Consider the following 21609-nt stretch of genomic DNA (forward strand, 5'->3'; position numbering starts at 1 on the left):
TCCTGAAGCTCTATTCGTTTTTTTTGTCGATGTCGTTGTCCGCTTCGAAGCCGTACTTTTTTAAAATGTCGACAGCTGCGGGCGTTGCCAGAAAGGCATGGAAATTCCGGGCGGATGCTTTCCCTTGCCCTTCCTTGGTAAGGGTCAGCAGATAGGATATCCGGTCATGCATGGCGGACGGCACGGTGTAGAGGATGGAGCTGTTTTTGACCAGCAGGGCATCGGTCCGGTAGACAAAGGCTGCGTCCACCTCACCCCGGTCGGCATAGAGCAGGGCCTGACGCACATCCTTGGTCATCACCAGTTTACCTGTCGCGGCCAGCTTCTCATAAACACCCGCCGCCCGCATGGCCTGTTCCGCGTATTGGCCGGCCGGAACGCTTTTCGGGCTGCCGATGGCGATGCGTTGCAGGCCTGTTAGTTCGGCAAGTGACGAAATGGGTGTTGAACGAAGTCCGACAAGAACCAGGGTGTTGGACGCGCAGAAACGCATTGACTCCGGGGCGATTTTGTCTTCCTGCTCAAGAAAATCCATCCATTTTGGATTGGCGGAAATAAAAAGGTCGGCGGGCGCTCCTTGGGAGATCTGCTTTGCCTGGGAACCGGAAGAGCCGAAACCGGCGACAATGGAAACGTGAGGGTTTGCCTGCTCGAAAGCCGCGGCAAGCTCGGTCATCGCATCCTTCATGCTGGCGGCAACCGAGAGGCGCACATCTTCAGCATGGGCGGCAAGGGTGCTCGTCAGACACAATTGGATCAGGTAAAAAAGGACAATCAATTTGACTTTCATGGTCATTTCCTTGTGGGATACGCCGGTAACGACCCTGCCGTGCCGGTGTCGAAGTGCGGCGTTTTCATTTGCTAAAGCAACAGATGTGCCGTTGGCTATTCAGGCCGGTTGTGCTCTTTGTTGCAAGGGTTTCGCTCGATCCGGGGCGTGAAAAGAAGCGTGGCTTCATCATGGACGTTTACCTTTTTGTAGATTTTTGTTCATTTGTGTCGTGGGCGTGGCAGTTTGGCTGACAAGGATGGAGTGTCTTGGTGCCGGCGGGAAAATCAATACGCTTTATCCGCAAAGAAACGTATCCAGTTCTTCCGTCATTTCAGCCAGCAGCATGTTGAATTTCCGGTGAAAGCGCCAAAATGTTTCGATGGCCTTTTCTCCGGCCGGAGTCAACCTCGCGCCGCCTCCCTGCTTGCCGCCCCGTGATGTTTCCACAAGTTTTCCGCCGGCCTGGCGGTTCATGGAGTCAAGCAGGTCCCAAGCATGTTTGTACGACATCTCCATGGATTTGGCTGCCTGTGATATGGAGCCATAGTCCCTGATGCGTTCCAGCAGCACAACCCTGCCGTAACCGAGAAATGTGCCGTCCGGACCTTCGAGCCAAAGCCGACCGCGCCAGCGGCAGTTTCTGTTTTCATTGTGTTTTGCTGATTGAATCGTCGTTTGCATGTCGATATATTTATCAGGATATAACGGTAGCGGCAACAAAAAAGAAGCGTTTTTGTCCCAGGAAAGTGGAGGTCAGCCGTTGACTTCGTGATCCGCGATATCCCAGAAAGCACGGATGATCGGGTTTTGCATATTTTTCCCGGCAGTGCAGACACCGACGGTAAAGGAGGTGAGCGCGGGTTCCGCCTTGACGGTGACGACTTGATCCTGCATGGGGCTTTTTTCAAGCACGAGCTGCGGAACCACGCCGATGCCGCAGCCGAGGCTGACCATGGCGATGATTGCCTCGTTGCCTGCCACCTGGGCATAGATATTGGGCTGGATGTCCCGCTCCTTGAACCAGCTGTCCAGCCGACGCCTGCCGAGGCCCCGTTCCGCCATGATCATCGGCGTTGACCGCCAGTCGATTTCATCGTCGTGATACTGGACTGTTTCCCGGAAATGGGCCGGCGCAATGAAGATGAGTGGTGTTTCAAGCACCTTGATGAACCGCAGTTGTTCCGGCAGTTTGTCCGGCAAGGCGGCGATGGTCACATCCGCCTCGCCGTTCAGTAGTTTCGGCAGGGCGTTGGCCGCGTCGCCTGTCTGGAGATTGATGTGAACCCGGCAATACTCTTCCCGGAACTTTTTCAGCAGTTTCGGCAGAATGGAGTAGACCGCCGTCACCGAGCAGAAAAGTGAGAGTTCTCCGCTCAAGAATTCCTTGCCGAGGGTCAGATCATTCTGCAGTTGATGCCAGTTTTTTATCGCCTCTTCGGAATAGTGCCTGAACCGTCTGCCTGCCGGGGTCAGGGCGACTGACCGGTTGTCGCGGATAAACAGTTGCTTGCCGACTTCTTCCTCGAGCCTTTGAATGGTGCGGGTCAAGGCGGAAGGAGTGATGTTGCAGGCCTGACTTGTCCGGCCGAAATGAAGGGTGTTGGCCAGGTGTTTAAAGATAAGCAGTGTGCGGATATCCATGGGCAAAGATGACGGCGTGTTTGTTGTGAGCGCGGCCGGTGGAGCGGTGTAAAAAACGTGACAGCACTCTCCCGGCTACGGCATCAGGGGTCGGGACGAAAGAGGTGGGAATAAAATGGCTCTTTTCCGGCGGTCCCGGCATTGGTGATCATGCCATGATATCGTAGATGTTGCGTATTTTGCAATACAGCATAGCAAATAAATCACTTTACGCAATTGAAAATCGTGCTAAGCTGGAATAAAGTTCATCACTATTGTTATCCGAAGAATAATCTAATGAAGGAGAAAATCATGGGCCGGAACTATTTCAACACCCTGCCGTTGCGCATTCAGCTGGAAGAGCTGGGGCAGTGCCGTTTTATGGACGCTTCCGAATTTAACGGCGTTGAAGCCTTGAAGGGCAAAAAGATCGTCATCATCGGTTGCGGCGCCCAGGGGCTGCATCAGGGTCTTAACCTGCGCGACAGCGGGCTTGATGTTTCCTATACCCTGCGAGATTCGGCCATTGCCGAAAAACGCAAGTCCTGGAAAAATGCCACGGAAAACGGCTTTAAGGTGGGGACCTACCAGGAACTTATTCCCACAGCCGATCTGGTGATCAACCTCACCCCTGACAAGCAGCACACCGGCGTCATCAATGCGGTCATGCCTTTGATCAAGCAAGGAGCCTGCCTCTCCTATTCCCATGGCTTTAATATTGTTGAAGAGGGGATGCAGATCCGCAAGGATCTGACCGTTGTCATGGTTGCCCCTAAGTCGCCCGGTACCGAGGTGCGCGAGGAATACAAACGTGGCTTCGGTGTGCCGACCCTGATTGCCGTGCACCGGGAGAACGACCCGAAGGGCGAGGGCTGGGAAATTGCCAAGGCCTATGCCTGCGGCACCGGCGCAGACCGTGCCGGCGTCCTGCAGTCTTCCTTTATTGCCGAGGTCAAGTCCGACCTGATGGGCGAGCAGACCATTCTTTGCGGCATGCTGCAGGTCGGATCCCTGCTTTGCTTTGACAAGATGATCGAAAAGGGGGTTGAGGCGGGGTACGCCTCCAAGCTGATCCAGTACGGCTGGGAAACCATCACCGAGGCCCTCAAGCACGGCGGCATCACCAATATGATGGATCGTCTGTCCAATCCCGCCAAGTTGAAGGCGGTGGCCCTGGCGGACGAGCTGAAAGAGATCCTGCAGCCGCTGTTCGAAAAACACATGGACAATATCATGTCCGGTGAATTTTCCCGCACCATGATGGAGGACTGGGCAAATGACGATGCCAATCTCCTCAAATGGCGGGCGGAAACAGGCGAAACCGCTTTTGAAAAATCAGTCAGCACCGATGCCGCGATTGCCGAGCAGGAATACTTTGACAACGGCATCCTCATGGTTGCCATGGTCAAGGCCGGCGTCGAACTCGCCTTTGACACCATGGTTTCCGCCGGTATCAAGGAGGAATCAGCCTATTACGAGTCGCTGCATGAGGTGCCGCTGATTGCCAATACCATTGCCCGCAAGAAGCTGTACGAAATGAATGTGGTTATTTCCGACACGGCTGAGTACGGCTGCTATCTGTTCACCCAGTCGGCCCTTCCTTTGCTGGCGAGCTTCATGAAGAAGATCGATACCGATGTCATCGGCAAGGGGCTGAAGGTAAAAGACAACGGGGTTGATAACATCGCCCTGATCCGCGCCAACGAATCAATCCGTTATACCGGAGTGGAAATGATCGGCGAGGAACTTCGTTCCTATATGGGGGCCATGAAGCCCATTCTCTAAGATCGCGGGTGTCTGTTCGGCGAGCAAGGGAGTCCTTTGATGGAGGGCTCCCTTTTTTTGTTGTGTTCGGTTTGAAATGGCGCTACATGGTGATGGCTTGTTTCATGGCCCCCCAAAAAAACAGATTTTTTCCCCTTGTGCAAGGCTGAAAGTCCATGACCCCGCTTCCCCCCTTTCTTGAAACCGCGCTCCTCTGGGCAGTCTGGTGTTTTCTGCACAGTCTGCTCATATGCCGGAGCTGGACAGGCCGGCTGCGTGCAGCGTTGGGGGAAAGATTCGCCTGGTACCGGCTTTTTTATACACTTTTCAGTTTGCTGACCCTGGCGGCGGTTGTCGGCTATCAATTTTCCCGGAAACAGGTTATTCTTTTTTCCTGGAACGGCTGGTGGATGCTGTTGCCGCTCGCCCTGTATCTTTATGCGGGCATTATGTTCCATGTCGGGTGGAAGCGCTATGATCTCAAATATTTCCTCGGCTTCAGTCAGGTGAAGGGGTATCTTGCCGGAGAGTCACCAAGCCCGGCCGTTTTTAACCCGGACTGCAGGGGTGGGGTGCGGCATCCCTGGTATTCAGGAGGCATCGCCCTGGTCTGGGCCATTGGACCGGTCACCGATGTTTCCCTGGCAATAAAGGTTGTCCTGACCGTTTATTTTCTCATCGGGACATTCCTGGAAGAAAGAAAACTTCTCGCCGATTTTGGTGATCCTTACGCGGAATATTGCAGCCGGGTGCCGATGTTTCTTCCCCGGTGGAAGAGATAGCGGCTGACGATTTTTTTATTATAGAAATAACGATTATGAAAAAAGCTTCCACCGATACCGGCACAATAGCCCGTTCCGCCGGCACGGTTTCCATTGCCGTCATGTGCAGCCGTGTGCTGGGACTGGTGCGCGAGCAGGCCTTTGCCTTTTTCTTTGGCGCGGGGTATGCCTATGATGCCTTTGTCGTCGCTTTCCGCATCCCCAATCTGCTGCGGGACCTTTTCGGCGAAGGGGCGTTGAGCGCGGCGTTTGTCGCGGTTTTTTCCGATTATGACGCCAACAAAGGGGAAAAGGCCACCTGGCGGCTGGCCAATAATGTGCTGGTTTTTTTCGCCGTCCTGCTCAGTCTCATTACCATTCTCGGCATTGCCTTCGCCGAACCTCTTGTCCGTTTGCTGGTGGACAGCCAGTTTGTCCAGGTGCCGGGCAAGGTGGAACTGACCCGCAAATTGACGGTGGTGATGTTCCCCTTTCTTGTCTTTATTTCCCTGTCGGCGGTGGTGATGGGCATGCTCAACACCAAGGGGCGGTTTTTTATTCCGGCCATGGCCTCGAGCTTTTTCAACGTCGGATCTCTTGTCGGCGGCATCAGTCTGGCCCTGCTGTTGCCGAAATTCGGTTATCCCGCCATCATGGGCATGGCTGTCGGCACCCTGATCGGCGGCATTCTCCAGTTCGGCGGTCAGCTTCCCACCCTGCGAAAAACCGGTTTTTCTTTTCAGCCGCGGCTTGACCTTGCTGATCCGGGCCTCAGGCGCATTATCCGGCTGATGATCCCGGCCGTCATCGGTCTTTCCGCCACCCAGATCAATATTTTTATCAATACCCGGTTTGCCTCGTCCTGCGTCGAGGGCAGCGTTTCCTGGCTCAATTATGCCTTCCGGCTGGTGCAGCTGCCCATCGGTGTCTTCGGCGTGGCGATATCCATTGCTTCGCTGCCGGTCATTGCCCGCTATGCGGCGGCGAAAAACATGGAGAAGATGCGGGAAACCTTTACCTCCTCCATCACCATGGCCTTTTGCCTGACCATCCCGGCGAGTTTCGGCTTGTGGCTGCTGGCTGAACCCATTATCCGGATTATCTTCCAGTACGGCGCGTTCACGGCCCTTGATACGGCGCGCACCGCCGAGGCGCTCCGTTTTTACGCGGTCGGCCTTTTTGCCTATTCGTCGGTGAAGATCATGGTGCCTGTTTTTTTTGCCCTTGATGACACCCGCTTTCCGGTCATTGCCAGTTTCCTGGCCGTTGGTGCAAATCTCCTTTTTGTTTCCGGTTTTATTGACGTTTTCCAGCATCGGGCCATTGCCCTTTCCACCTCGGCGGCCATGATCTGCAATTTTCTTTTTTTGAGCGTCGCTTTGTATCGGAAATTGTCCGGTTATTCGCTTTCCTATCTGGCCGAAGGGATCGGCAAGGTATTTGCCGGTTCACTTGTCATGGCGGGCTGTCTGAAGCTGCTGCTTTCTTTCGGCGTGCAATGGACCGGCGATTCGGTTTTGCTGCAGATCGGCGCGGTTCTGGTGTATATCGCAATCGCGGTTTGTGTTTATGGCGCGCTCCTTTATCTGCTCGGGCTCAAGGAGCTTAGTCTGATAGTCGATAAAGTAAGAGGGAGACTGCTGGGAAGCCGTTGATCACAGGCGGCGCAGGAGATCGATCTGGGATAAAAGAACAGGCACCGCCGAGTCCACCCGGAGGATGCGCGGTCCCAGGGAAAATGGTTTGAAACCGGCCTGTTGCAGCTTTTCTACTTCAAAATCAATCCAGCCGCCCTCAGGCCCGATGGCAAGCACGGTTTTCCGGCGAAGGGGCAGTTCGACGACCTGGGGAAGAAAAGGGAAGGGGCCGGGATGGGCGATAAGCTTTACCGGGCAGTCGCTGGTCAGGGTGGGCAACAGATCCTCGACAAAGGGACGGAAGCGGTTATGGACGGAAATTTCCGGCACCAGGGTATCGCCCGCCTGTTCAAGGCCAAAGAGCAGGTGCTGCAGGATGTTTTCCCCCTGCAGCAGGGAGGCGGAAAAAAAACTCTTCTCCACCCGGTTGGCGTTTATTAAGAGTATCCGGCCGACACCGAGGGTGGCAGCCTGGGAGAGAACCCTTTTCAGCATGATGGGACGGGGCAGGGCCAGGATGAGGTCGGTCAGGGGCCTTTCCGGTTGCGGGCCGCTGTGGTCCGTTGCCAGCTCAACCGTTTCGTTGTTGACGGCAACAATGGTGGATGTGCCGGTCGGGCCGTTTATGATGCCGGTGCGCAGGGTGTCGCCGACCATGGAGCCCAGCACCTTGCGGATGTGCTCGCTGCGCCGGTCACGGAGAACCGCTCTGTTGTTCCGTATCTCTGACTGGTCAAGCAGAATGATGTTCATGCGAGGATAAAAAGGCGAAATATTTTTTCAAATGATTTTTTTTTATAACCTTCTACAGATTCTGGGGTTTTGCCTGCTCTGGCCGCTTGTTCTGCTCGTTGTCGCCTGCAAGGCCAAGTATCGTCTGCGTATCCCGAAAAGGCTCGGACTCGGCCTGGGCAGTCTGTTGGCGGATATCGGCCGGGGAAAACCACGTATCTGGATTCATGCCCTTTCCGTGGGAGAGGTCGCATCAGCGGCATCTTTTGTGCGGTCTCTGCGACAACACTACCCCCATGCGTCTCTTCTTTTTTCCGCCGCGACGTCTTCGGGCCGGCGGTATGCGCAAAATATCTCTGATTTTCCCGTGGATGCGATTATCCCCTTTCCGCTTGATCTGTATCCGGTGACGCTTCGCTTTATCCGAACGGTGCGGCCTGACCTGTTTGTTCTGATTGAGACGGATTTCTGGCCCAATTTTCTGCATGGGCTGCGGCGGGAAAAGGTACCGGCGCTTCTCGTCAACGGTCGTATTTCGCAGAAATCATATACCAGATACAGCGCCTTTCAGCCATTTTTTCTGCCCATGTTCAATTCGTTTCAGGTTCTGGCCATGCAGCGCAGGCAGGATATGGAGAAGATGATCGAGCTCGGGGTTGACCCAGCCAGGTTGATGGTGCTCGGTAATCTCAAATACGATGCGGTTCTGCCCTCCGCCGCCGTTCGCCCCTGCACAAGGGCTGATTTCGCCATTGGCCCGGATCGTGTCGTGTTCCTTGCCGGCAGCACCCATGATGGTGAAGAGGAGATTGTCTGCGCTGTTTTCCAAAAATTGTTGCGCCGCTTTCCCCTGCTTTTTCTGGTCATTGCTCCCCGCAATGTGGAACGGTCGGACTCCGTGGTAAAGCTTGTCCGGCAGATGGGGCTTTCCGTTGCCAGGCGCAGCAAGGGAGTGGCTGGGGAGGATCAGGTGATGGTGCTTGATACCATGGGGGAACTGGCCGGATTGTATGCCGTTGCCGATCTGGCCTTTGTCGGCGGCAGCATGGTGGATCAGGGCGGCCACAATCCCCTTGAGCCGGCGGTTTTCGGTGTCCCGGTTTTTTTCGGTATGCACATGGAGGATTTTGCCGATGTGGCGGAAGAGATGATGGCGGAGCAATGCGCCCGGCAGGTACAGACGGCTGATCAGCTTTTGGAGGGAATCAGTGGCTTGCTGCTGGATGAAAAATTAAGAAAAAAAACCGGAAATGCCGCGCGCGTTTTTGTATCATCCCGGCAGGGGGTCAACCTGCGGCATATGGAATTGATCGAGAGGGTGTTGTCATGAGCGAGCATCTGAATATTCTGTATGGCTTTGGCCGGCCGTTGTCGCCGTTTTACGGTTTGGCGATGTCGATCAGGGCCGCTTTTTATAAAAAAGGCCTGCTCAGGAAACAAAGGCTGCCCGTGCCCGTGATCAGCGTCGGCAATCTGACCCTGGGCGGCACCGGTAAGACACCCATGACTATTTATCTGGCAAAACTTCTCCGTGCTCATGCACCGGCGATTGTCAGCCGGGGATACGGTGGGCGGGCAAAAGAACGGGTAAATGTTGTAGCCGATGGCAGTGGAATTTATCTTGACGCCGTGACAGCCGGTGACGAGCCCTTTTATATGGCGGAGAATCTGCCGGGTGTGCCGGTGGTGACCAGTAGAAGACGTTTAGACGGCGGGCGTTACGCAGTTGATTCTCTTCATGCGCGAACCGTGATTCTTGATGACGGATTTCAGCACCAGGCGTTGGAAAGGGATCTTGATCTGGTTCTTTTCAAGGTGGATAGTTTCCTTGGCAATAACCGGGTTTTTCCCGGTGGCGACATGCGGGAACCGCTCATGGCCTTGCGTCGGGCCGATGCCTTTGTCCTGACCTGTGTCAATGACACCAATCGGGAACGGGCCCAGGCAATTAAGCGAGCGCTTCTGAAGAAATTTCCGCAAATTCCTGTTTTTACGGCGGAATATCATCCCATATGTCTGGTAACCCCCAATAAAAAAGAGATAGGTCTTGCAGAGGCGAAACGGAAGGCGTTTTTTGGTTTTTGCGGACTGGCGCAGCCCGCCTCTTTTGTGCGCAGCCTGGAATCTGCCGGTTTGCAAACCGTGGGCTTCCAGGTGTTTCGTGACCATTGCCGATATTTCAAACCCGAACTGGAGTTCCTGAAAAAACGGATTGCCGGATGTTCCGCGAATGCCCTTGTCACCACGGAAAAAGACATGGTGAAGCTTGCGGGCAAGGAACTGCCTCTTCCTCTTTATGCGTTGCGCATGGAGATGCGGCCGGAAGCGGATTTCGACGCCTTTGTGCTTGGCAAAATATCATCAACGTCCTGATTGCATGGGAAAAATGCCATGGTGTGTTTTTTTTGCAACATGGTTTTGTCCGGAGCGGGAATTCTCTTCTTCCTCTCTTCCCGTCTAACGTGTTGAATGCACATGTTAATTTTTTCTTTTGTTGTTTGTCTGCCGTGTGGTGCTTTTTTTGCATATACTCTCTTCAACACAAAAAAAGATTTTTAACGTTTCATAAAATATATGGTTGAAAAAGGTTACGTCGGTAATGGATAAATGGCAGCATACAATTAAGAAATCAGTCAGTTTTGCGGGAATCGGGCTTCATTCCGGGAAAACCGTCAAGCTCGTCGTCAAACCGGCTGAAGCAAATACGGGAATACGTTTTGTCCGTACCGATCTTGCGGAAAAAGTTGTTATCCCGGCAATTCTCAGCCGTGTCAGTAATACCGTGCTCGCCACAACCCTGGCAAAGGACGGCGCTGAGGTGTCCACCACGGAACATCTACTCGCCGCTCTTTCCGGAGTCGGAATTGACAACGCGATTGTCGAACTTGATAACGACGAAGTGCCGATCATGGACGGCAGTGCTTCACCGTTTGTCCATGTCCTGCAACGAACCGGTCGCCAGCGACAGAAGTCGAAAAGGCTCATGCTGAAGATCACCAAACCGTTAGAGATCCGTAACGGCGAATCCGCCCTGCGCATTGAACCCTGTAATGGTTTCAAGGTGAGCGGCGAGATCGATTTTGATCATCACCTGATCCGGAAGCAGACCTTTTCCGTTACGGTCGACAGTTCCACCTTTGTCAAGGAGGTGGCCTCCGCCCGCACCTTCGGTTTTCTTCATGAGGTCGAATACCTGCGCAGCAACGGCAAGGCCCTTGGCGGCTCACTCGAAAACGCCATTGTTATTGATCGCAACGAGATCCTCAACACGGGTGGGCTGCGTTTTTCCGATGAGTTTGTCCGTCACAAGATTCTTGATCTGATCGGCGATCTGGCCCTTCTCGGTTTTCCGATTCTCGGCCATGTCAAGGCGGTCAAGTCCGGTCATGCCCAGCATCTTGAACTTATGAAAGAAATCGTTGATCACCCTGAATGCTGGCAACTGGTCAAGATCGCCGGCACTGGTGATGAAAATGTTCTCGAGAAGGTGGTGATGTCCACCATGGCGGCCGGCAACAAAATTCTGCCGTATCTTGTTCCGCCCCGGGTTATGTCTTCAGCCGGTGGGGTGCCTGTTCCCTTTTGATTTTATTTTTCCGATTTTGGTTGTGTTTTCAGGCGAGGCGTACAGCAATGTATGCCTCGTTTTTTTTTGCGGGGACAATGCGCCGACGCACCGCGTATCTTCATGGTGCAAAAGGATGTTGAAATGGTTTGCAAAAAAGACTAAAGACTACGGATCGTAAAAAAAATTGTCGATCAAACTGAATTTATTGGGACTTGTCCCAATGAGACGACATTTTCGTAATAATCATCGCGCAAAAAGCAGGGTTAAAAGAATGCAGCTACAAGGTAAAGTGGGATTTCTCGGTGGCGGCCGCATGGCCGAGGCCCTGATCAGGGGCATACTGAAAGCTGGTCTGGCGGACAGTGCCGATATTGTTGCCGTCGATCCGGATGAAGGACGGCGGAATCTGCTGGAAAAAGAGTATCATATCCGAACGGCAAAGTCCCATGGGGATCTGGCGGACTGTGCAATTGTCATCCTGGCGGTGAAACCGCAGATCATGGGCGTGCTTCTTGACGGATGCAGATCCTGGCTTGATTCCCGCCATCTTGTTATCTCCATCGCCGCGGGGATTCCCATTGCCTTTATGGAAAAACGGCTGGGAGACGGCTGTCGTGTCATCCGCGTTATGCCGAACACCCCGGCTTTGGTGCTGGAGGGTGCATCGGCGCTGAGCGGTGGAACAAATACCGGAAAGCAGGACATGGAAACCGCGGAACGGATTTTTTCCGCCATCGGCAAAAGTGTTGTGTTGCCGGAGAGTTACCTTGACGCAGTTACAGGTTTAAGCGGCAGCGGGCCGGCCTATGTTTTTCAATTCATTGATGCCTTGGTTGACGGCGCGATCAAGGTCGGCCTCAACCGTCATGATGCTGAAATCCTGGTATTGCAGACAATTCTCGGTTCGGTGCGACTGGCTCTCGAAACAGGGAAGCATCCGGCCGAATTAAAGGCAATGGTGACCTCGCCGGGAGGAACAACCATTGCCGGACTTCACGAACTGGAGAAGGCGGGATTCAAGGCCGGGATCATGAACGCCGTTGAGGCGGCGACAAAGCGATCGGAAGAACTCGGAAAACTTGTCTGACCACGTCCGGTCAAGAAACGCGATGGACCGGCAGGAGCAAAAAACTCATGCACTGTAAAAGGGTCGGTATTATCCTGAAAAAGGATTCGGCAAGAGCCCGGGATGTCGGCAATGATCTGGTCGCCTGGTTTGCGCGCAAATCCATCGAAACCCTTATCGATACCATTGTTCCGGAGCTCGATATTCTGATTATCCTCGGCGGTGACGGCACCCTGCTGCACGTGGCCGAGGAAGCGAGTCAGTGCCGGGTTCCAGTGGTCGGCGTCAATCTCGGCAATCTGGGTTTTTTGACGGAAGTCGCGGAAAATGAAAAGTTCCAGGCCCTTGATTCCATTTTGGCCGGATCCGCCGTGATCGAAGACCGGACCATGCTGAAAACCAGGCTGCGGACCAATACTTCGACCAGCCCCTGGCGTTATGCCTTGAATGATGTTGTCATCAGCAAGGGCAATATCGACCGGCTTGTCCGTCTCTGCACCTGGGTGGACAGCGAATACCTCAACACCTACAAAGCGGATGGACTTATTTTTTCCACCCCCACCGGCTCCACGGCCTATAACCTGTCCGCCGGAGGGCCTATTGTTCATCCGGCGCTTGCCTCCATCATGGTAACGCCGATCTGTCCCTTTATGCTGGAGAGCCGCCCCGTGCTCCTGCCGGCATCGGTCCGTTTGTGCACGAGGCTGGCAGGATCCGTCGCCGACGTCAAGGTGATTGTCGACGGTCAGCTTGCCTGGGACATGCGCGAAACGGACAATCTTGATATCGCCACCTCGGAAAATCCATTGCGGCTGATCTGTTCACCCCAGAAGGGTTATTTTGATATCCTGCGCTGTAAGTTGAACTGGGGCGGGGTGACAGACGGGGTGTGAGGCTGTTTGCCGGTGACTCACAGAAGCCGGGGCTCCCATGCTGACCCGGGCTCTGTGAGTTTTTTGACGGCGGATGATTTTTAAGCAGACATCATTATTCGTCAAAGGAGGTGGAAAGTTTTTCTTTTTCCTGTTCCATGGCTTCTTTCCCCGCCTCAATGGCGGCGCTTAACGCCTGCTTCTTGTCGTCAAGGTACTCCTTGCCGTGACTGATCATTTCCGTGCCCCGGTTGATCAGTTTCTTGCCCTGTTCGATCATATCCTTTCCCCGGTCAATGACATGTTCGGCGCTGCCTTTCAGGTGCTCGGGTATTTTTCCTGATTTTTCCGCCAGGTCATTGCCGTAATCCTTGATGATCTGCCTGGTTTCCGCGCCTGTTTTCGGGGCAACAAGCAGGGCGATGCCCGCGCCGATAACGGTTCCGGCCAAAAAAGACACAAGCGCCACGGTTGAATTACATGAATCGTCTCTATTCATCAAAATACCTCCTGTCGAGTGGGGTTTCATTTTTTTTAAAAAAACTGGTAAAGGCTGCAACACCGGCGCTGATCCCGCCGACCTGGGCAACAAGGGGATTGATCGTCTTCTTGACCAGGATTGCCGTGGAGAGCAGAGTATTTCCCGTCTGTTGCAGGGTTTCAATGATGTTGTCCGTCCTTTCGATTTTGTCGTTCAGGGAAAGGGTGAGGATCTGCAGTTCGGAACTCGTTTCCGTTGCTTTTGCCAGCAAAGGCTCGAGTTCTCTGTTGATGGCGTCAAGTGTTTCTTCCGCCTTTCTGGTTGTCCGCTTGATCTGGTTAAGGGCCGGGATCAGCAGGACAACGATGATCACCATAGCCACCGAGGCTGTCATGTAAAAAATATCGCTGGTCGACACGGGTAAACTCCTTTCTTTCTATTGTGTGCAGATATGCTACGGTTTGTAAAGCAAATTTTCAATTATCTGGAAAGGTTGCTACCTTTTTTTGATGTTGAATTTTTTCATTTTATACTGCAGCAGGCTTTTGGTGATTCCAAGCTCTTTGGCTGCCTGTGTCTGGATGAAACCGGATTTGCCCAGCGCATTGCGTAATACTTTTTCTTCAATGGCGTCAAGCAGCTGCGGTAACGGCGTGCCGTCCGTGCCGATGTCATCCGGGACAAAAGACGACACCGCCGCAACGGGTGGTTTTTTCATTTCACTGTCCGGCAGGACGTCATCCGGATTTATCACATTGTTTGTGCAAAGAATACTGGCCCGTTCAATTGTGTTTTCAAGCTCCCGGATATTTCCCTCCCAGGGGAGGGTTGTGAGGAAACGGAGGGCCGCGGGCGTAATTTTGAGTTCCGGCTTGTTGAGCTGTCTGGTAAATTTGTTGATGAAATGGTGAACAAGCAGAGGGATGTCGTCCGACCTCTCCCGGAGCGGCGGAAGGTGCAGGTGGAGCACATTGAGCCGATAATAGAGGTCTTCCCTGAAGCGTCCCTCCTCGACCTCCTGTTTGAGGTCTTTGTTGGTGGCTGCGACGATGCGTACATCAACCTTCTGCTCTTCGGCGCCACCCACCCGTTGAAAGGTTTTTTCCTGCAGAATGCGGAGCAGTTTGGCCTGCAGGGACAGGGCCATTTCTCCGATCTCGTCAAGAAAAAGGGTTCCTTGGTCCGCCAGTTCGAAACGGCCTTTCCTGAGGGCGATGGCGCCGGTGAAAGCGCCTTTTTCATGGCCGAAAAGTTCGCTTTCAAGCAGGGATTCGGGCAGGGCGGCGCAATTGATTGAAATAAAGGGCTGTTTTTGCCGAGGGCTGTTGTTGTGGATCGCCCGGGCCACCAGTTCCTTTCCCGTGCCCGATTCTCCTGTGATAAGAACCGATGCCGGAGTGGGTGCTATCTTCTCGATCAAAGAGTAGAGCTGCTGCATTTGTTTGTTCTTGCCGATCATCTCGGAAAAACTGTAACGCTCCCGGACCTCGGTTCGCAGGCGGATGTTTTCCCGCAATAGTGAATAGTGATCGATTGCCTTTTTTATATTGGCGATCAGTTCCGTGTTTTTGAACGGTTTGGTCAGATAGTTGAACGCACCGTCGCGCATGGCGGTAACCGCCTTTTCAACTTCACCGTATGCCGTCAGCATGATAACGGGAAGATCCGGGTTGTGTTGTTTTACCCTGTTAAGCAGCTCCATGCCGCCCATTACCGGCATCTGCATATCGGTGATGATCAGGTCAAGATCGGAAGTTCTCACCACATCCAGGGCATTTTTGCCGTTTTCGGCGGTGAGGACTTCAAAGCCTTCGTCCCGTAACAACTCGGCAAGGATGATCAGATAGTTCGGTTCATCATCAACTACCAGGATAGTGTGCATTATATTTGCTCATGTTTTTTTTGCATGGAAAAAAATCTTTGATAAATGTGCTCATGGTCTTTGCAGGACTATGTCCGGCATAGGTTTTTGGTCAAGCACGGTGATGTCATGCAGCCGTTTTTGCATTTTTTCAAAGAGCTCGTAAGGCACCCGCTGTTTTTTGTTGTTGCCGCCGAGTCGGGTGCCGTTTCGGATGGAGCCGTGAAAATCACTGCCGCCGGTGATGAGCAGCCCGATTTCGTTGCAGAGATCACAGAGCTTGCGCCGGTCCGCAACGGAGTAAATCGGATAAAAGGCCTCGGCTCCTTTAATGCCGAGCTTGTGCAGTCGCTTCAGCACGTCGGCAAGTACGGGCATGGTTCTGTCTATGGTAAACGGGTGCGCCACGACGGCAATGCCGCCCGCGGCGCTGATCATGTCAATGGCATCCGCGGCCTGGAGTCTTGCTCTTTCCGCATAGGCCGGGGCGCCTCTGCGCAGGTAGCGGGCAAAGGCTTCGTCCATGGTTTTGACTATTTTTCTTTCCATGAGGAGGGTGGCGATGTGCGGCCTTCCCGTTTGCCCGGTTGCGGAGTATTTTTTGAGCTCTTCCCGGTTGACCATGATGCCGAGACCATTCAGGTTCGCAAGAATTTCCTCATTTCGTTCCTCCCTGGCCTGCTGCACCTTTTTCAGGTTTTTGAGGAGGGCGGTGGAGCAATGATGAAAACCGTAGCCCAGGATATGCAGGGGGGTTTCATCGAGATACGCACTGATTTCGACTCCCGAGACGACTTCAATGCCGTTCTTTTTCCCGGCCTCCATGGCCTCGGCCGTTCCCTCGATGGTGTCGTGATCGGTAATGGAGATTGCCGAGATGCCGAGCCGCCGGGCTTCCTCAACCAGTTCTTCCGGGGTCATGGTTCCATCGGAACAGGTCGAATGAAGATGCAGATCGATATATTTCATTTATGAATTTTATCCGCATCAGGGGAGCTCTGCAAGAAGATTAGGTTGAAAATCTGTAACTATCCTGCAGGGCCGCATTTGTTCCAGCGTCTGCCGATGGTCGCTTGCCTGTCATCGGCCTGATCCGCATGCCCTCTGTTTTGTCATGAAAGGAGTTTTACGGGTTCATCATTATTTGTTTGAATAATAGATCTTCCTCTTGTTAAGATAATCACTGTATGTGGATTCCGGAGAGGTCTTTCCGGCGGATGATACCACGGCACCATTGTTTTTGTTTCGCAAGAGATTTGCAGGATATTTTTCAGGTTTTACCGTAAGGGGGAATCATGGCACAGATTGATGCCTTTTTTAAGCTGATGAACGACCAGGGGGCCTCGGACCTGCATCTGGTTGCCGGCCAGCAGCCCGTGCTTCGCATACGGGGTGATATGGAGCGGGTCAAGTACAAGGTTCTTGATAATGACACGTTGAAGGCCATGTTGTATGAAATTGTCAGTGAGGACAAGGCGAAGCACTTTGAGGAAACCGGGGATGTCGATTTCGGCTATGAAATTCCCGGTTTAGCCAGGTACCGCGGTAATTTGTTCCAGCAGAAGTATGGTATCGGCGCCGTCTTCCGGGAAATTCCCAGTGAAATCCTCAGTTGTGACCAGTTGAAGCTGCCCGGGGTGATCAAGAAACTTGCTTACCTGCCCAAGGGGATGGTACTTGTTACCGGGCCGACAGGCAGCGGCAAGTCAACAACCCTTGCCGCCATTGTCGATGAAGTCAACAGCTCGCGCAGCGACCATATTCTGACCATTGAAGATCCCATCGAGTTTGTTCACAAAAGCAAGAAATGCGTTGTCAATCATCGGGAGGTCGGCCTGCACACCCAGAGCTTTTCCGCCGCCCTGCGCGGGGCGCTGCGTGAAGACCCTGATATCATCCTTGTGGGCGAGATGCGCGATCTTGAAACCATTGCCCTGGCCATGGAGGCGGCCATGACCGGTCATCTTGTTTTCGGCACCCTGCATACCCTGAATGCGGCGAAAACCGTGGACAGGGTCATTGAGATTTTCCCCTCCAGCCAGCAGGCCCAGGTTCGCTCCACCCTGGCGGACGCCCTGAAGGCGGTGGTTTCGCAAACCCTTTTCAAGCGGATCGATGTCAAGGGCAGGTGCGCTGCCCTGGAAATTCTTATTTGCACACCGGCCGTGCGCAACCTCATCCGTGAAGGAAAGACCTATCAGATTCCATCGGCCATGCAGACCGGCAAGCGCTACGGCATGCAAACCCTTGACGATGCCATTCTGGAGCACCTTACCAATGGCTGGATATCCCCGGACGCAGCTTATTCAAACTGCATTGACAAGGGTAAGTTTGTTCAGTTTCTGAGCAAGCCGCCCACCGATTTTACCGATGTGTGATTTTCCTTTGTGCCGGCCGCAAAGGTGGTTACTGCAATTTCCCCTTTTCTCACGGAAAAGGTGATTGTCCCGTCAACCGCGGTAATGTAGCTGGTGAACCCCGCTTTCGCGCACCGTTCCTCGACTTCGACGGCGGGGAATTTTCCCTTCTTGTGTTTGCCGGCTGAGATGACTCCGTAAGCGGGAGATACCGCGGCAAGAAATTCCTCACTGCTGGACGTGTTGCTGCCGTGGTGGGCAAGCAAAAGCACGTCGGCGCGTATCGCTTTTTTCTCCTTCACCAATCTTTTTTCCGTATCCTGATCAATATCTCCGCTGAAAAGAAACTGCCGGCCCCGGCTGTCGAACCGTATCACCAGGCTCTTGCCGTTATCGGTAAAAATGTCTTTGCTGCGGTGGTAATCAGCGATGTTGACCAGCCGTGCTTCCGTGGTTTGCAGCAGGGTTTCGTTTTCGCCGGGGATATGCAGCGTGGTCCCCAGCCGCCGGGCAAGCGTCAGCAGTTCGGCGTAGCGTGTCCCGTCGGCTTTTGCGCCGTTTATCCAAAGGGTGCGCGGCCTGAATCGTTCCAGGATGAAGAAGAGTCCGTTGTAATGATCCCCATCCGGATGGCTGATGACGATTCCTTCCAGGCGGGTGATTCTTTTCTTCCAGAGGTAGGGTGCAATAATGTTTTCCCCGGCATCGAAACGGTCGGAAAAGGCGCCGCCGCCATCGATGAGGACGTGGCCCTTGCCTGGAAGTCCGACAACCACGGCATTTCCCTGACCCACGTCGAGGATTGCCGCGCTCACCGTCGAACTCTGCCGGCTGCGGGCGTGATGGGAAACGGGGATAGCGACCAGCAGCACGATGCAGAACGCGCAAATGATGCGCGCCACCTTGCTTTTTTTCAGAAACAGCAGGCTGCCGAGCAGCAGGTAGTAAATAAATATTTCCGTCAGTGTCGGCGTCGACATCCAGACGGATGCGAAAGGCAGGTCGGCCAGTCGCGCGCTGACGGCATCAGCCGCCTGGATGCCGAGGCCGCCTGTTTTCAGGAGCAGATGGGACAATTCCGGGGCGAGAAAAATGAAGGGGAAGCTGATGAGTCCCAGCGGCAACGCCCAGAAGCAGAGAAGTGGTTCGAGCAGCAGGGTGGAAACGACGGAAAGCGGGGAAAAGCGGTTGAAATAGTACAGGAGCAGGGGCAGGGTGCCGACTGTTGCCGCGCAGGAAGCCAAAACCGCGAATTTCAGTGTCTGAAAAATTTTCCTGCGCTTTGGTGATGTCGTCGTTTCCTCGTCATTTTGTCGCTTGTCGACGATTTGCGGCAAAATAGCGGCCATGGAGATAACGGCGGCAAAGGAGAGCTGGAATGACACGGTGAAAAGGGAAGACGGATAGGCAATGAGGATGAGCAGGGCGGCGATGGCTATGTTGGTGGGGACATGCCATTGCCGGTCAACAAGAACGGCCGCCAGAAAGACGCTGGTCATGATCAGGGCGCGCACAACCGGAACCTGGAATCCGGCAATCAGCGCATAGCCGCACAGCAGGGGAAAGGTGAGCAGGGCGGCAATTTTCCAGACCGAGGTGTGCAGCAGCAGCCATGTCGATCGGCGAAGGAGAAAATTGATGACAAACCCGAGGCCAAGGGCGATAAGGCCCATGTGGAGACCGGAAATGGCGAGAAGATGCACCGCCCCTGTTGCCTTGAAATTTTCCAGGGTCTCCGGTGTGATGGAACCTCTCTCTCCTGTCAGGATTGCCTGGTAGAGGCTGCTTTGAGCCGGGGGCAGCGAGGTCTCCAGAAAACGGTTGACGCGATGGCGGACCTGCTCCGGGAAAAAACGCAGCTTCTGCGGCAAAGACGAATTACTCGGGGAATCGATTATTTGGAGCAGGGCCGGGGAGCTGACCCAGCCTGTTGTGTAGATTGATTTTTGCGCGAGAAAGGCGGGATAGTCAAAACTGCCCGGAGTGCCGTAGCGCTGCGGACGTGAGATACGGGCCCTGGCCAAAACTTTTTTGCCGGGCACAAGCTCGGGTGGCGGCGGGGCTTTCATGCTGAGCTCGATTTTACCGTTTGCTTGCCGATAAAATAATGGATTTGGCGTGCGCAGAATCTCCTGCCCTTGCGTTTTCCAGTCAGTGGTTTCCGGCGAGATTAATCCCTCGGCCCGGATCAGCAGTTTTGTTTTGTCGGGAGAAACGCTTGGCGCCTCAATCAGTGTGCCGTAAAGAGTCGCTTCGGACTCGACCGGGAAGAGGTGATACAGGCTGGATGGCGAAGAAGGCGGCGCACGGTGAATTTCTCCCTGCAGGAAACCGCAGGTGAGCAGAAAGAGGAGAAGGAGCACTTGCTGCGCCCCATGTTGATCCTTCCACCAGGAAAAAAAGACGGCAACGGCAAGAATAGATGCGATGGGCAACAGAAAAGAGGGGCTGGCGGAGAAAAAGGCGGAGCAGCCGATGCCGGTTGCAAAGGCGATCACCGCTCCTGTGAGAAGAGTTGGTGATCGCCTGCGGAGCAGCATCGGTTCGTTTCCTAGTCAAGGAAGAATTTAAGTTTGTCCCGTCGGCTGGAGTGGCGTAAGCGATTAAGCGCTTTTTTCTCGATCTGCCGGATGCGTTCCCTGGAAACATTAAATCGTTTGCCGATTTCCTCAAGGGTATACTCCGCATCTTCGCCGATGCCGAAGCGAAGCCGGATGATCTTTTCCTCACGGGGGCTCAAGGTGGCCAGGATGGTTTTTACCCGATCGGAAAGCTCATAGTTCTTGACTGCCTCATAGGGGGAAATGGACTCCTGGTTTTCGAGGAAATCCCCCAGGGTGCTGTCGTCGTCGCCAACCGGCGTTTCAAGTGATATCGGTTCACGGGATGCCTCGAGTATGGCAAGAATCTTGTCCATGGGCAACCCGGTTTTGTCGGATATCTCGACCGGTGTCGGTTCACGGCCCAATTCCTTGAGCAGCGAATAGAATGCCTTGAAGAACTGACTGCGCAGTTCGAGAAAGTGAACGGGCAGGCGAATGGTGCGGGTCTTGTCGAGAATGGCCCTGGTGATCGCCTGTCTGATCCACCAGCTGGCGTACGTGGAAAATTTGTTGCCTTTTTTGTAGTCAAAGCGGAAGACGGCGCGCATGAGGCCGAGATTGCCTTCCTGGATAAGGTCGGCCAGGCTGAGTCCTTGATGCATGTAGCGTTTGGCGATGCTGACAACCAGCCGCAGGTTCGCCTTGATCATGGCGTCCTTGGCCGTTTCAATGGAGCGGGCATACAGATTGATCCGATTTTCAGCCTGTTGCAGCTGTTCGAGATCGCGGTGGATGCCGGCGGCCTCCTGCACCCGTTTACACATGTAGTTGAGATGCTGTTTTTTGGGCTTTAAGGTTGGGTCCCGTTTTTCCCACAGGGCGATGCGATCAACGAGCTGTTTCATCTCGTCAACGTCGGAGGTGTCACTGTGGATGGTTTTGATGATAGCGTCAAAGCCTTCGCGGATGATTCGGCTGTATTTTTCTTCTTCCTCGGGGGTGAGGAGGTCAAAGCGTCCCATCTCGCGCAGATAGGTGGTGGTGGTTTCCTCCACCTCCTGGGGCTCATCCTTTGCGTCGGAAGACTTGCCTCCTTCTTTTAAGGCGTCTTCAATATCCTCTTCGTGCCAGTCTTTGTCGTCGCCTTTGTTTTTGCCCAGATCCGGCTTGGTGGCGACATCAATTTCGTTTTGATCGAGAAAGGCAAAAATTTCATCTATATAGCTGGCGTCTTTGTCTTCAGGAATAAGGTCGTTCAGCACATCAATGCTGATGCAGCCTTTTTCCTTCCCGGCTTTCAATATTCTGTCTTTGATGTCGGCAGGCACAGATAGTTGTCTCTCGGATAGTTAGGGTAAGTACTATTCAAAATAAGGTTTGATAAGACAATGAAGGGCTGATCGCCAAAACCACCTAATTTAAACAATTTTCATCAGTGCTGCAAGAGGAAAAAAGAAAAAAAGAGCTGCCTTGACTTTGCGGTTAAGGTATTTCATAATTTGTCATCTTTAGAAGAGAGCAATTGGCAGGGGCGTTTGTTCCAAGACGAATGGTGTGTGAAACAACATTATCAGA

General features: G+C 53.6%; 19 protein-coding genes. 9 read left to right on the top strand and 10 right to left on the bottom strand.

What is annotated here, in order from left to right; translation table 11 throughout:
- Nucleotides 1-10 precede the first annotated feature (10 nt).
- The 3 genes from BM485_06865 to BM485_06875 all read right to left on the bottom strand — a co-directional run bounded on the left by BM485_06865 (nt 11) and on the right by BM485_06875 (nt 2413).
- Nucleotides 11-790, bottom strand: a complete 780-nt coding sequence (locus BM485_06865; GenBank protein ID OKY75461.1) for a molybdate ABC transporter substrate-binding protein — start codon at nt 788-790, stop codon at nt 11-13.
- 276 nt (nt 791-1066) lie between these two features.
- Nucleotides 1067-1453 (bottom strand): ModE family transcriptional regulator, encoded by a 387-nt coding sequence (locus tag BM485_06870; GenBank protein ID OKY75462.1) that lies wholly within the window; start codon nt 1451-1453, stop codon nt 1067-1069.
- Between the two features lie 72 nt (nt 1454-1525).
- On the bottom strand, nt 1526-2413 hold the full coding sequence (locus tag BM485_06875) for a transcriptional regulator IlvY (GenBank protein OKY75463.1): 888 nt from the start codon (nt 2411-2413) through the stop codon (nt 1526-1528).
- Between the two features lie 291 nt (nt 2414-2704).
- Between BM485_06875 and BM485_06880 the strand changes: the two genes are divergently transcribed.
- The 3 genes from BM485_06880 (at nt 2705) to BM485_06890 (ending at nt 6572) form a co-directional block, all read left to right on the top strand.
- Nucleotides 2705-4177: a ketol-acid reductoisomerase gene (locus BM485_06880; GenBank protein OKY75464.1), complete on the top strand. Its 1473-nt coding sequence runs from the start codon at nt 2705-2707 to the stop codon at nt 4175-4177.
- A 155-nt stretch (nt 4178-4332) separates the two neighbouring features.
- Nucleotides 4333-4938 carry a hypothetical protein gene (locus BM485_06885; GenBank protein OKY75465.1) on the top strand — a complete coding sequence of 202 codons (606 nt, stop codon included), beginning with the start codon at nt 4333-4335 and terminating at the stop codon, nt 4936-4938.
- 35 nt (nt 4939-4973) lie between these two features.
- Nucleotides 4974-6572, top strand: a complete 1599-nt coding sequence (locus tag BM485_06890) for a murein biosynthesis integral membrane protein MurJ (GenBank protein ID OKY75758.1) — start codon at nt 4974-4976, stop codon at nt 6570-6572.
- Here BM485_06890 and BM485_06895 read toward each other — a convergent pair whose 3' ends face one another.
- A complete protein-coding gene (locus BM485_06895; GenBank protein OKY75466.1) occupies nt 6573-7307 on the bottom strand; it encodes a 16S rRNA (uracil(1498)-N(3))-methyltransferase in 735 nt (244 codons plus the stop codon). It lies immediately after the preceding gene.
- A gap of 31 nt (nt 7308-7338) precedes the next feature.
- Between BM485_06895 and BM485_06900 the strand changes: the two genes are divergently transcribed.
- From BM485_06900 to BM485_06920, 5 genes are all read left to right on the top strand, one after another.
- Complete coding sequence (locus BM485_06900) at nt 7339-8616, top strand: hypothetical protein (GenBank protein ID OKY75467.1); 1278 nt, start codon at nt 7339-7341, stop codon at nt 8614-8616.
- Nucleotides 8613-9659, top strand: a complete 1047-nt coding sequence (locus BM485_06905; protein ID OKY75468.1) for a tetraacyldisaccharide 4'-kinase — start codon at nt 8613-8615, stop codon at nt 9657-9659. The genes BM485_06900 and BM485_06905 overlap by 4 nt, the downstream gene beginning before the upstream one ends.
- A gap of 226 nt (nt 9660-9885) precedes the next feature.
- A complete protein-coding gene (locus tag BM485_06910) occupies nt 9886-10872 on the top strand; it encodes a UDP-3-O-[3-hydroxymyristoyl] N-acetylglucosamine deacetylase (protein OKY75469.1) in 987 nt (328 codons plus the stop codon).
- Between the two features lie 253 nt (nt 10873-11125).
- The gene (locus BM485_06915) at nt 11126-11941 is read left to right on the top strand and encodes a pyrroline-5-carboxylate reductase (GenBank protein ID OKY75470.1); all 816 of its coding nucleotides are present in this window, start codon (nt 11126-11128) and stop codon (nt 11939-11941) included.
- Nucleotides 11942-11988: 47 nt separating this feature from the next.
- Entirely contained in the window at nt 11989-12813 is an 825-nt protein-coding gene (locus BM485_06920; protein OKY75471.1) for an NAD(+) kinase, read from the top strand.
- Nucleotides 12814-12907: 94 nt separating this feature from the next.
- Here BM485_06920 and BM485_06925 read toward each other — a convergent pair whose 3' ends face one another.
- The 4 genes from BM485_06925 to BM485_06940 form a co-directional block, all read right to left on the bottom strand.
- Nucleotides 12908-13291, bottom strand: coding sequence for a hypothetical protein (locus BM485_06925; protein OKY75472.1), 384 nt, complete (start codon nt 13289-13291; stop codon nt 12908-12910).
- The gene (locus tag BM485_06930) at nt 13284-13691 is read right to left on the bottom strand and encodes a hypothetical protein (GenBank protein OKY75473.1); all 408 of its coding nucleotides are present in this window, start codon (nt 13689-13691) and stop codon (nt 13284-13286) included. The genes BM485_06925 and BM485_06930 overlap by 8 nt, the downstream gene beginning before the upstream one ends.
- Before the next feature lie 78 nt (nt 13692-13769).
- Nucleotides 13770-15155 (bottom strand): DNA-binding response regulator, encoded by a 1386-nt coding sequence (locus BM485_06935; protein ID OKY75474.1) that lies wholly within the window; start codon nt 15153-15155, stop codon nt 13770-13772.
- A 51-nt stretch (nt 15156-15206) separates the two neighbouring features.
- A complete protein-coding gene (locus tag BM485_06940; GenBank protein ID OKY75475.1) occupies nt 15207-16103 on the bottom strand; it encodes a hypothetical protein in 897 nt (298 codons plus the stop codon).
- 326 nt (nt 16104-16429) lie between these two features.
- Between BM485_06940 and BM485_06945 the strand changes: the two genes are divergently transcribed.
- A complete protein-coding gene (locus tag BM485_06945) occupies nt 16430-17512 on the top strand; it encodes a type IV pili twitching motility protein PilT (protein ID OKY75476.1) in 1083 nt (360 codons plus the stop codon).
- On the opposite strand, the gene BM485_06950 is transcribed toward BM485_06945, so the two are convergent.
- Together BM485_06950 and BM485_06955 are read right to left on the bottom strand one after the other, a co-directional pair.
- Nucleotides 17470-19989, bottom strand: coding sequence for a DNA internalization-related competence protein ComEC/Rec2 (locus BM485_06950; protein OKY75477.1), 2520 nt, complete (start codon nt 19987-19989; stop codon nt 17470-17472). The two genes, BM485_06945 and BM485_06950, sit on opposite strands and share 43 nt — an antisense overlap.
- A gap of 53 nt (nt 19990-20042) precedes the next feature.
- Nucleotides 20043-21362, bottom strand: coding sequence for an RNA polymerase subunit sigma (locus BM485_06955; protein ID OKY75478.1), 1320 nt, complete (start codon nt 21360-21362; stop codon nt 20043-20045).
- Nucleotides 21363-21609 lie beyond the last annotated feature (247 nt).

This window comes from Desulfobulbaceae bacterium DB1 (assembly GCA_001914235.1).
Taxonomy (GTDB): domain Bacteria; phylum Desulfobacterota; class Desulfobulbia; order Desulfobulbales; family SURF-16; genus DB1.

Excerpts from the sequence above, each read along its gene's own strand:
- BM485_06865 (OKY75461.1), bottom strand. The coding sequence starts at position 790 with ATGAAAGTCAAATTGATTGTCCTTTTTTACCTGATCCAATTGTGTCTG.
- BM485_06870 (OKY75462.1), bottom strand. The coding sequence starts at position 1,453 with ATGCAAACGACGATTCAATCAGCAAAACACAATGAAAACAGAAACTGC.
- BM485_06875 (OKY75463.1), bottom strand. The coding sequence starts at position 2,413 with ATGGATATCCGCACACTGCTTATCTTTAAACACCTGGCCAACACCCTT.
- BM485_06880 (OKY75464.1), top strand. The coding sequence starts at position 2,705 with ATGGGCCGGAACTATTTCAACACCCTGCCGTTGCGCATTCAGCTGGAA.
- BM485_06885 (OKY75465.1), top strand. The coding sequence starts at position 4,333 with ATGACCCCGCTTCCCCCCTTTCTTGAAACCGCGCTCCTCTGGGCAGTC.
- BM485_06890 (OKY75758.1), top strand. The coding sequence starts at position 4,974 with ATGAAAAAAGCTTCCACCGATACCGGCACAATAGCCCGTTCCGCCGGC.
- BM485_06895 (OKY75466.1), bottom strand. The coding sequence starts at position 7,307 with ATGAACATCATTCTGCTTGACCAGTCAGAGATACGGAACAACAGAGCG.
- BM485_06900 (OKY75467.1), top strand. The coding sequence starts at position 7,339 with ATGATTTTTTTTTATAACCTTCTACAGATTCTGGGGTTTTGCCTGCTC.
- BM485_06905 (OKY75468.1), top strand. The coding sequence starts at position 8,613 with ATGAGCGAGCATCTGAATATTCTGTATGGCTTTGGCCGGCCGTTGTCG.
- BM485_06910 (OKY75469.1), top strand. The coding sequence starts at position 9,886 with ATGGATAAATGGCAGCATACAATTAAGAAATCAGTCAGTTTTGCGGGA.
- BM485_06915 (OKY75470.1), top strand. The coding sequence starts at position 11,126 with ATGCAGCTACAAGGTAAAGTGGGATTTCTCGGTGGCGGCCGCATGGCC.
- BM485_06920 (OKY75471.1), top strand. The coding sequence starts at position 11,989 with ATGCACTGTAAAAGGGTCGGTATTATCCTGAAAAAGGATTCGGCAAGA.
- BM485_06925 (OKY75472.1), bottom strand. The coding sequence starts at position 13,291 with ATGAATAGAGACGATTCATGTAATTCAACCGTGGCGCTTGTGTCTTTT.
- BM485_06935 (OKY75474.1), bottom strand. The coding sequence starts at position 15,155 with ATGCACACTATCCTGGTAGTTGATGATGAACCGAACTATCTGATCATC.
- BM485_06940 (OKY75475.1), bottom strand. The coding sequence starts at position 16,103 with ATGAAATATATCGATCTGCATCTTCATTCGACCTGTTCCGATGGAACC.
- BM485_06945 (OKY75476.1), top strand. The coding sequence starts at position 16,430 with ATGGCACAGATTGATGCCTTTTTTAAGCTGATGAACGACCAGGGGGCC.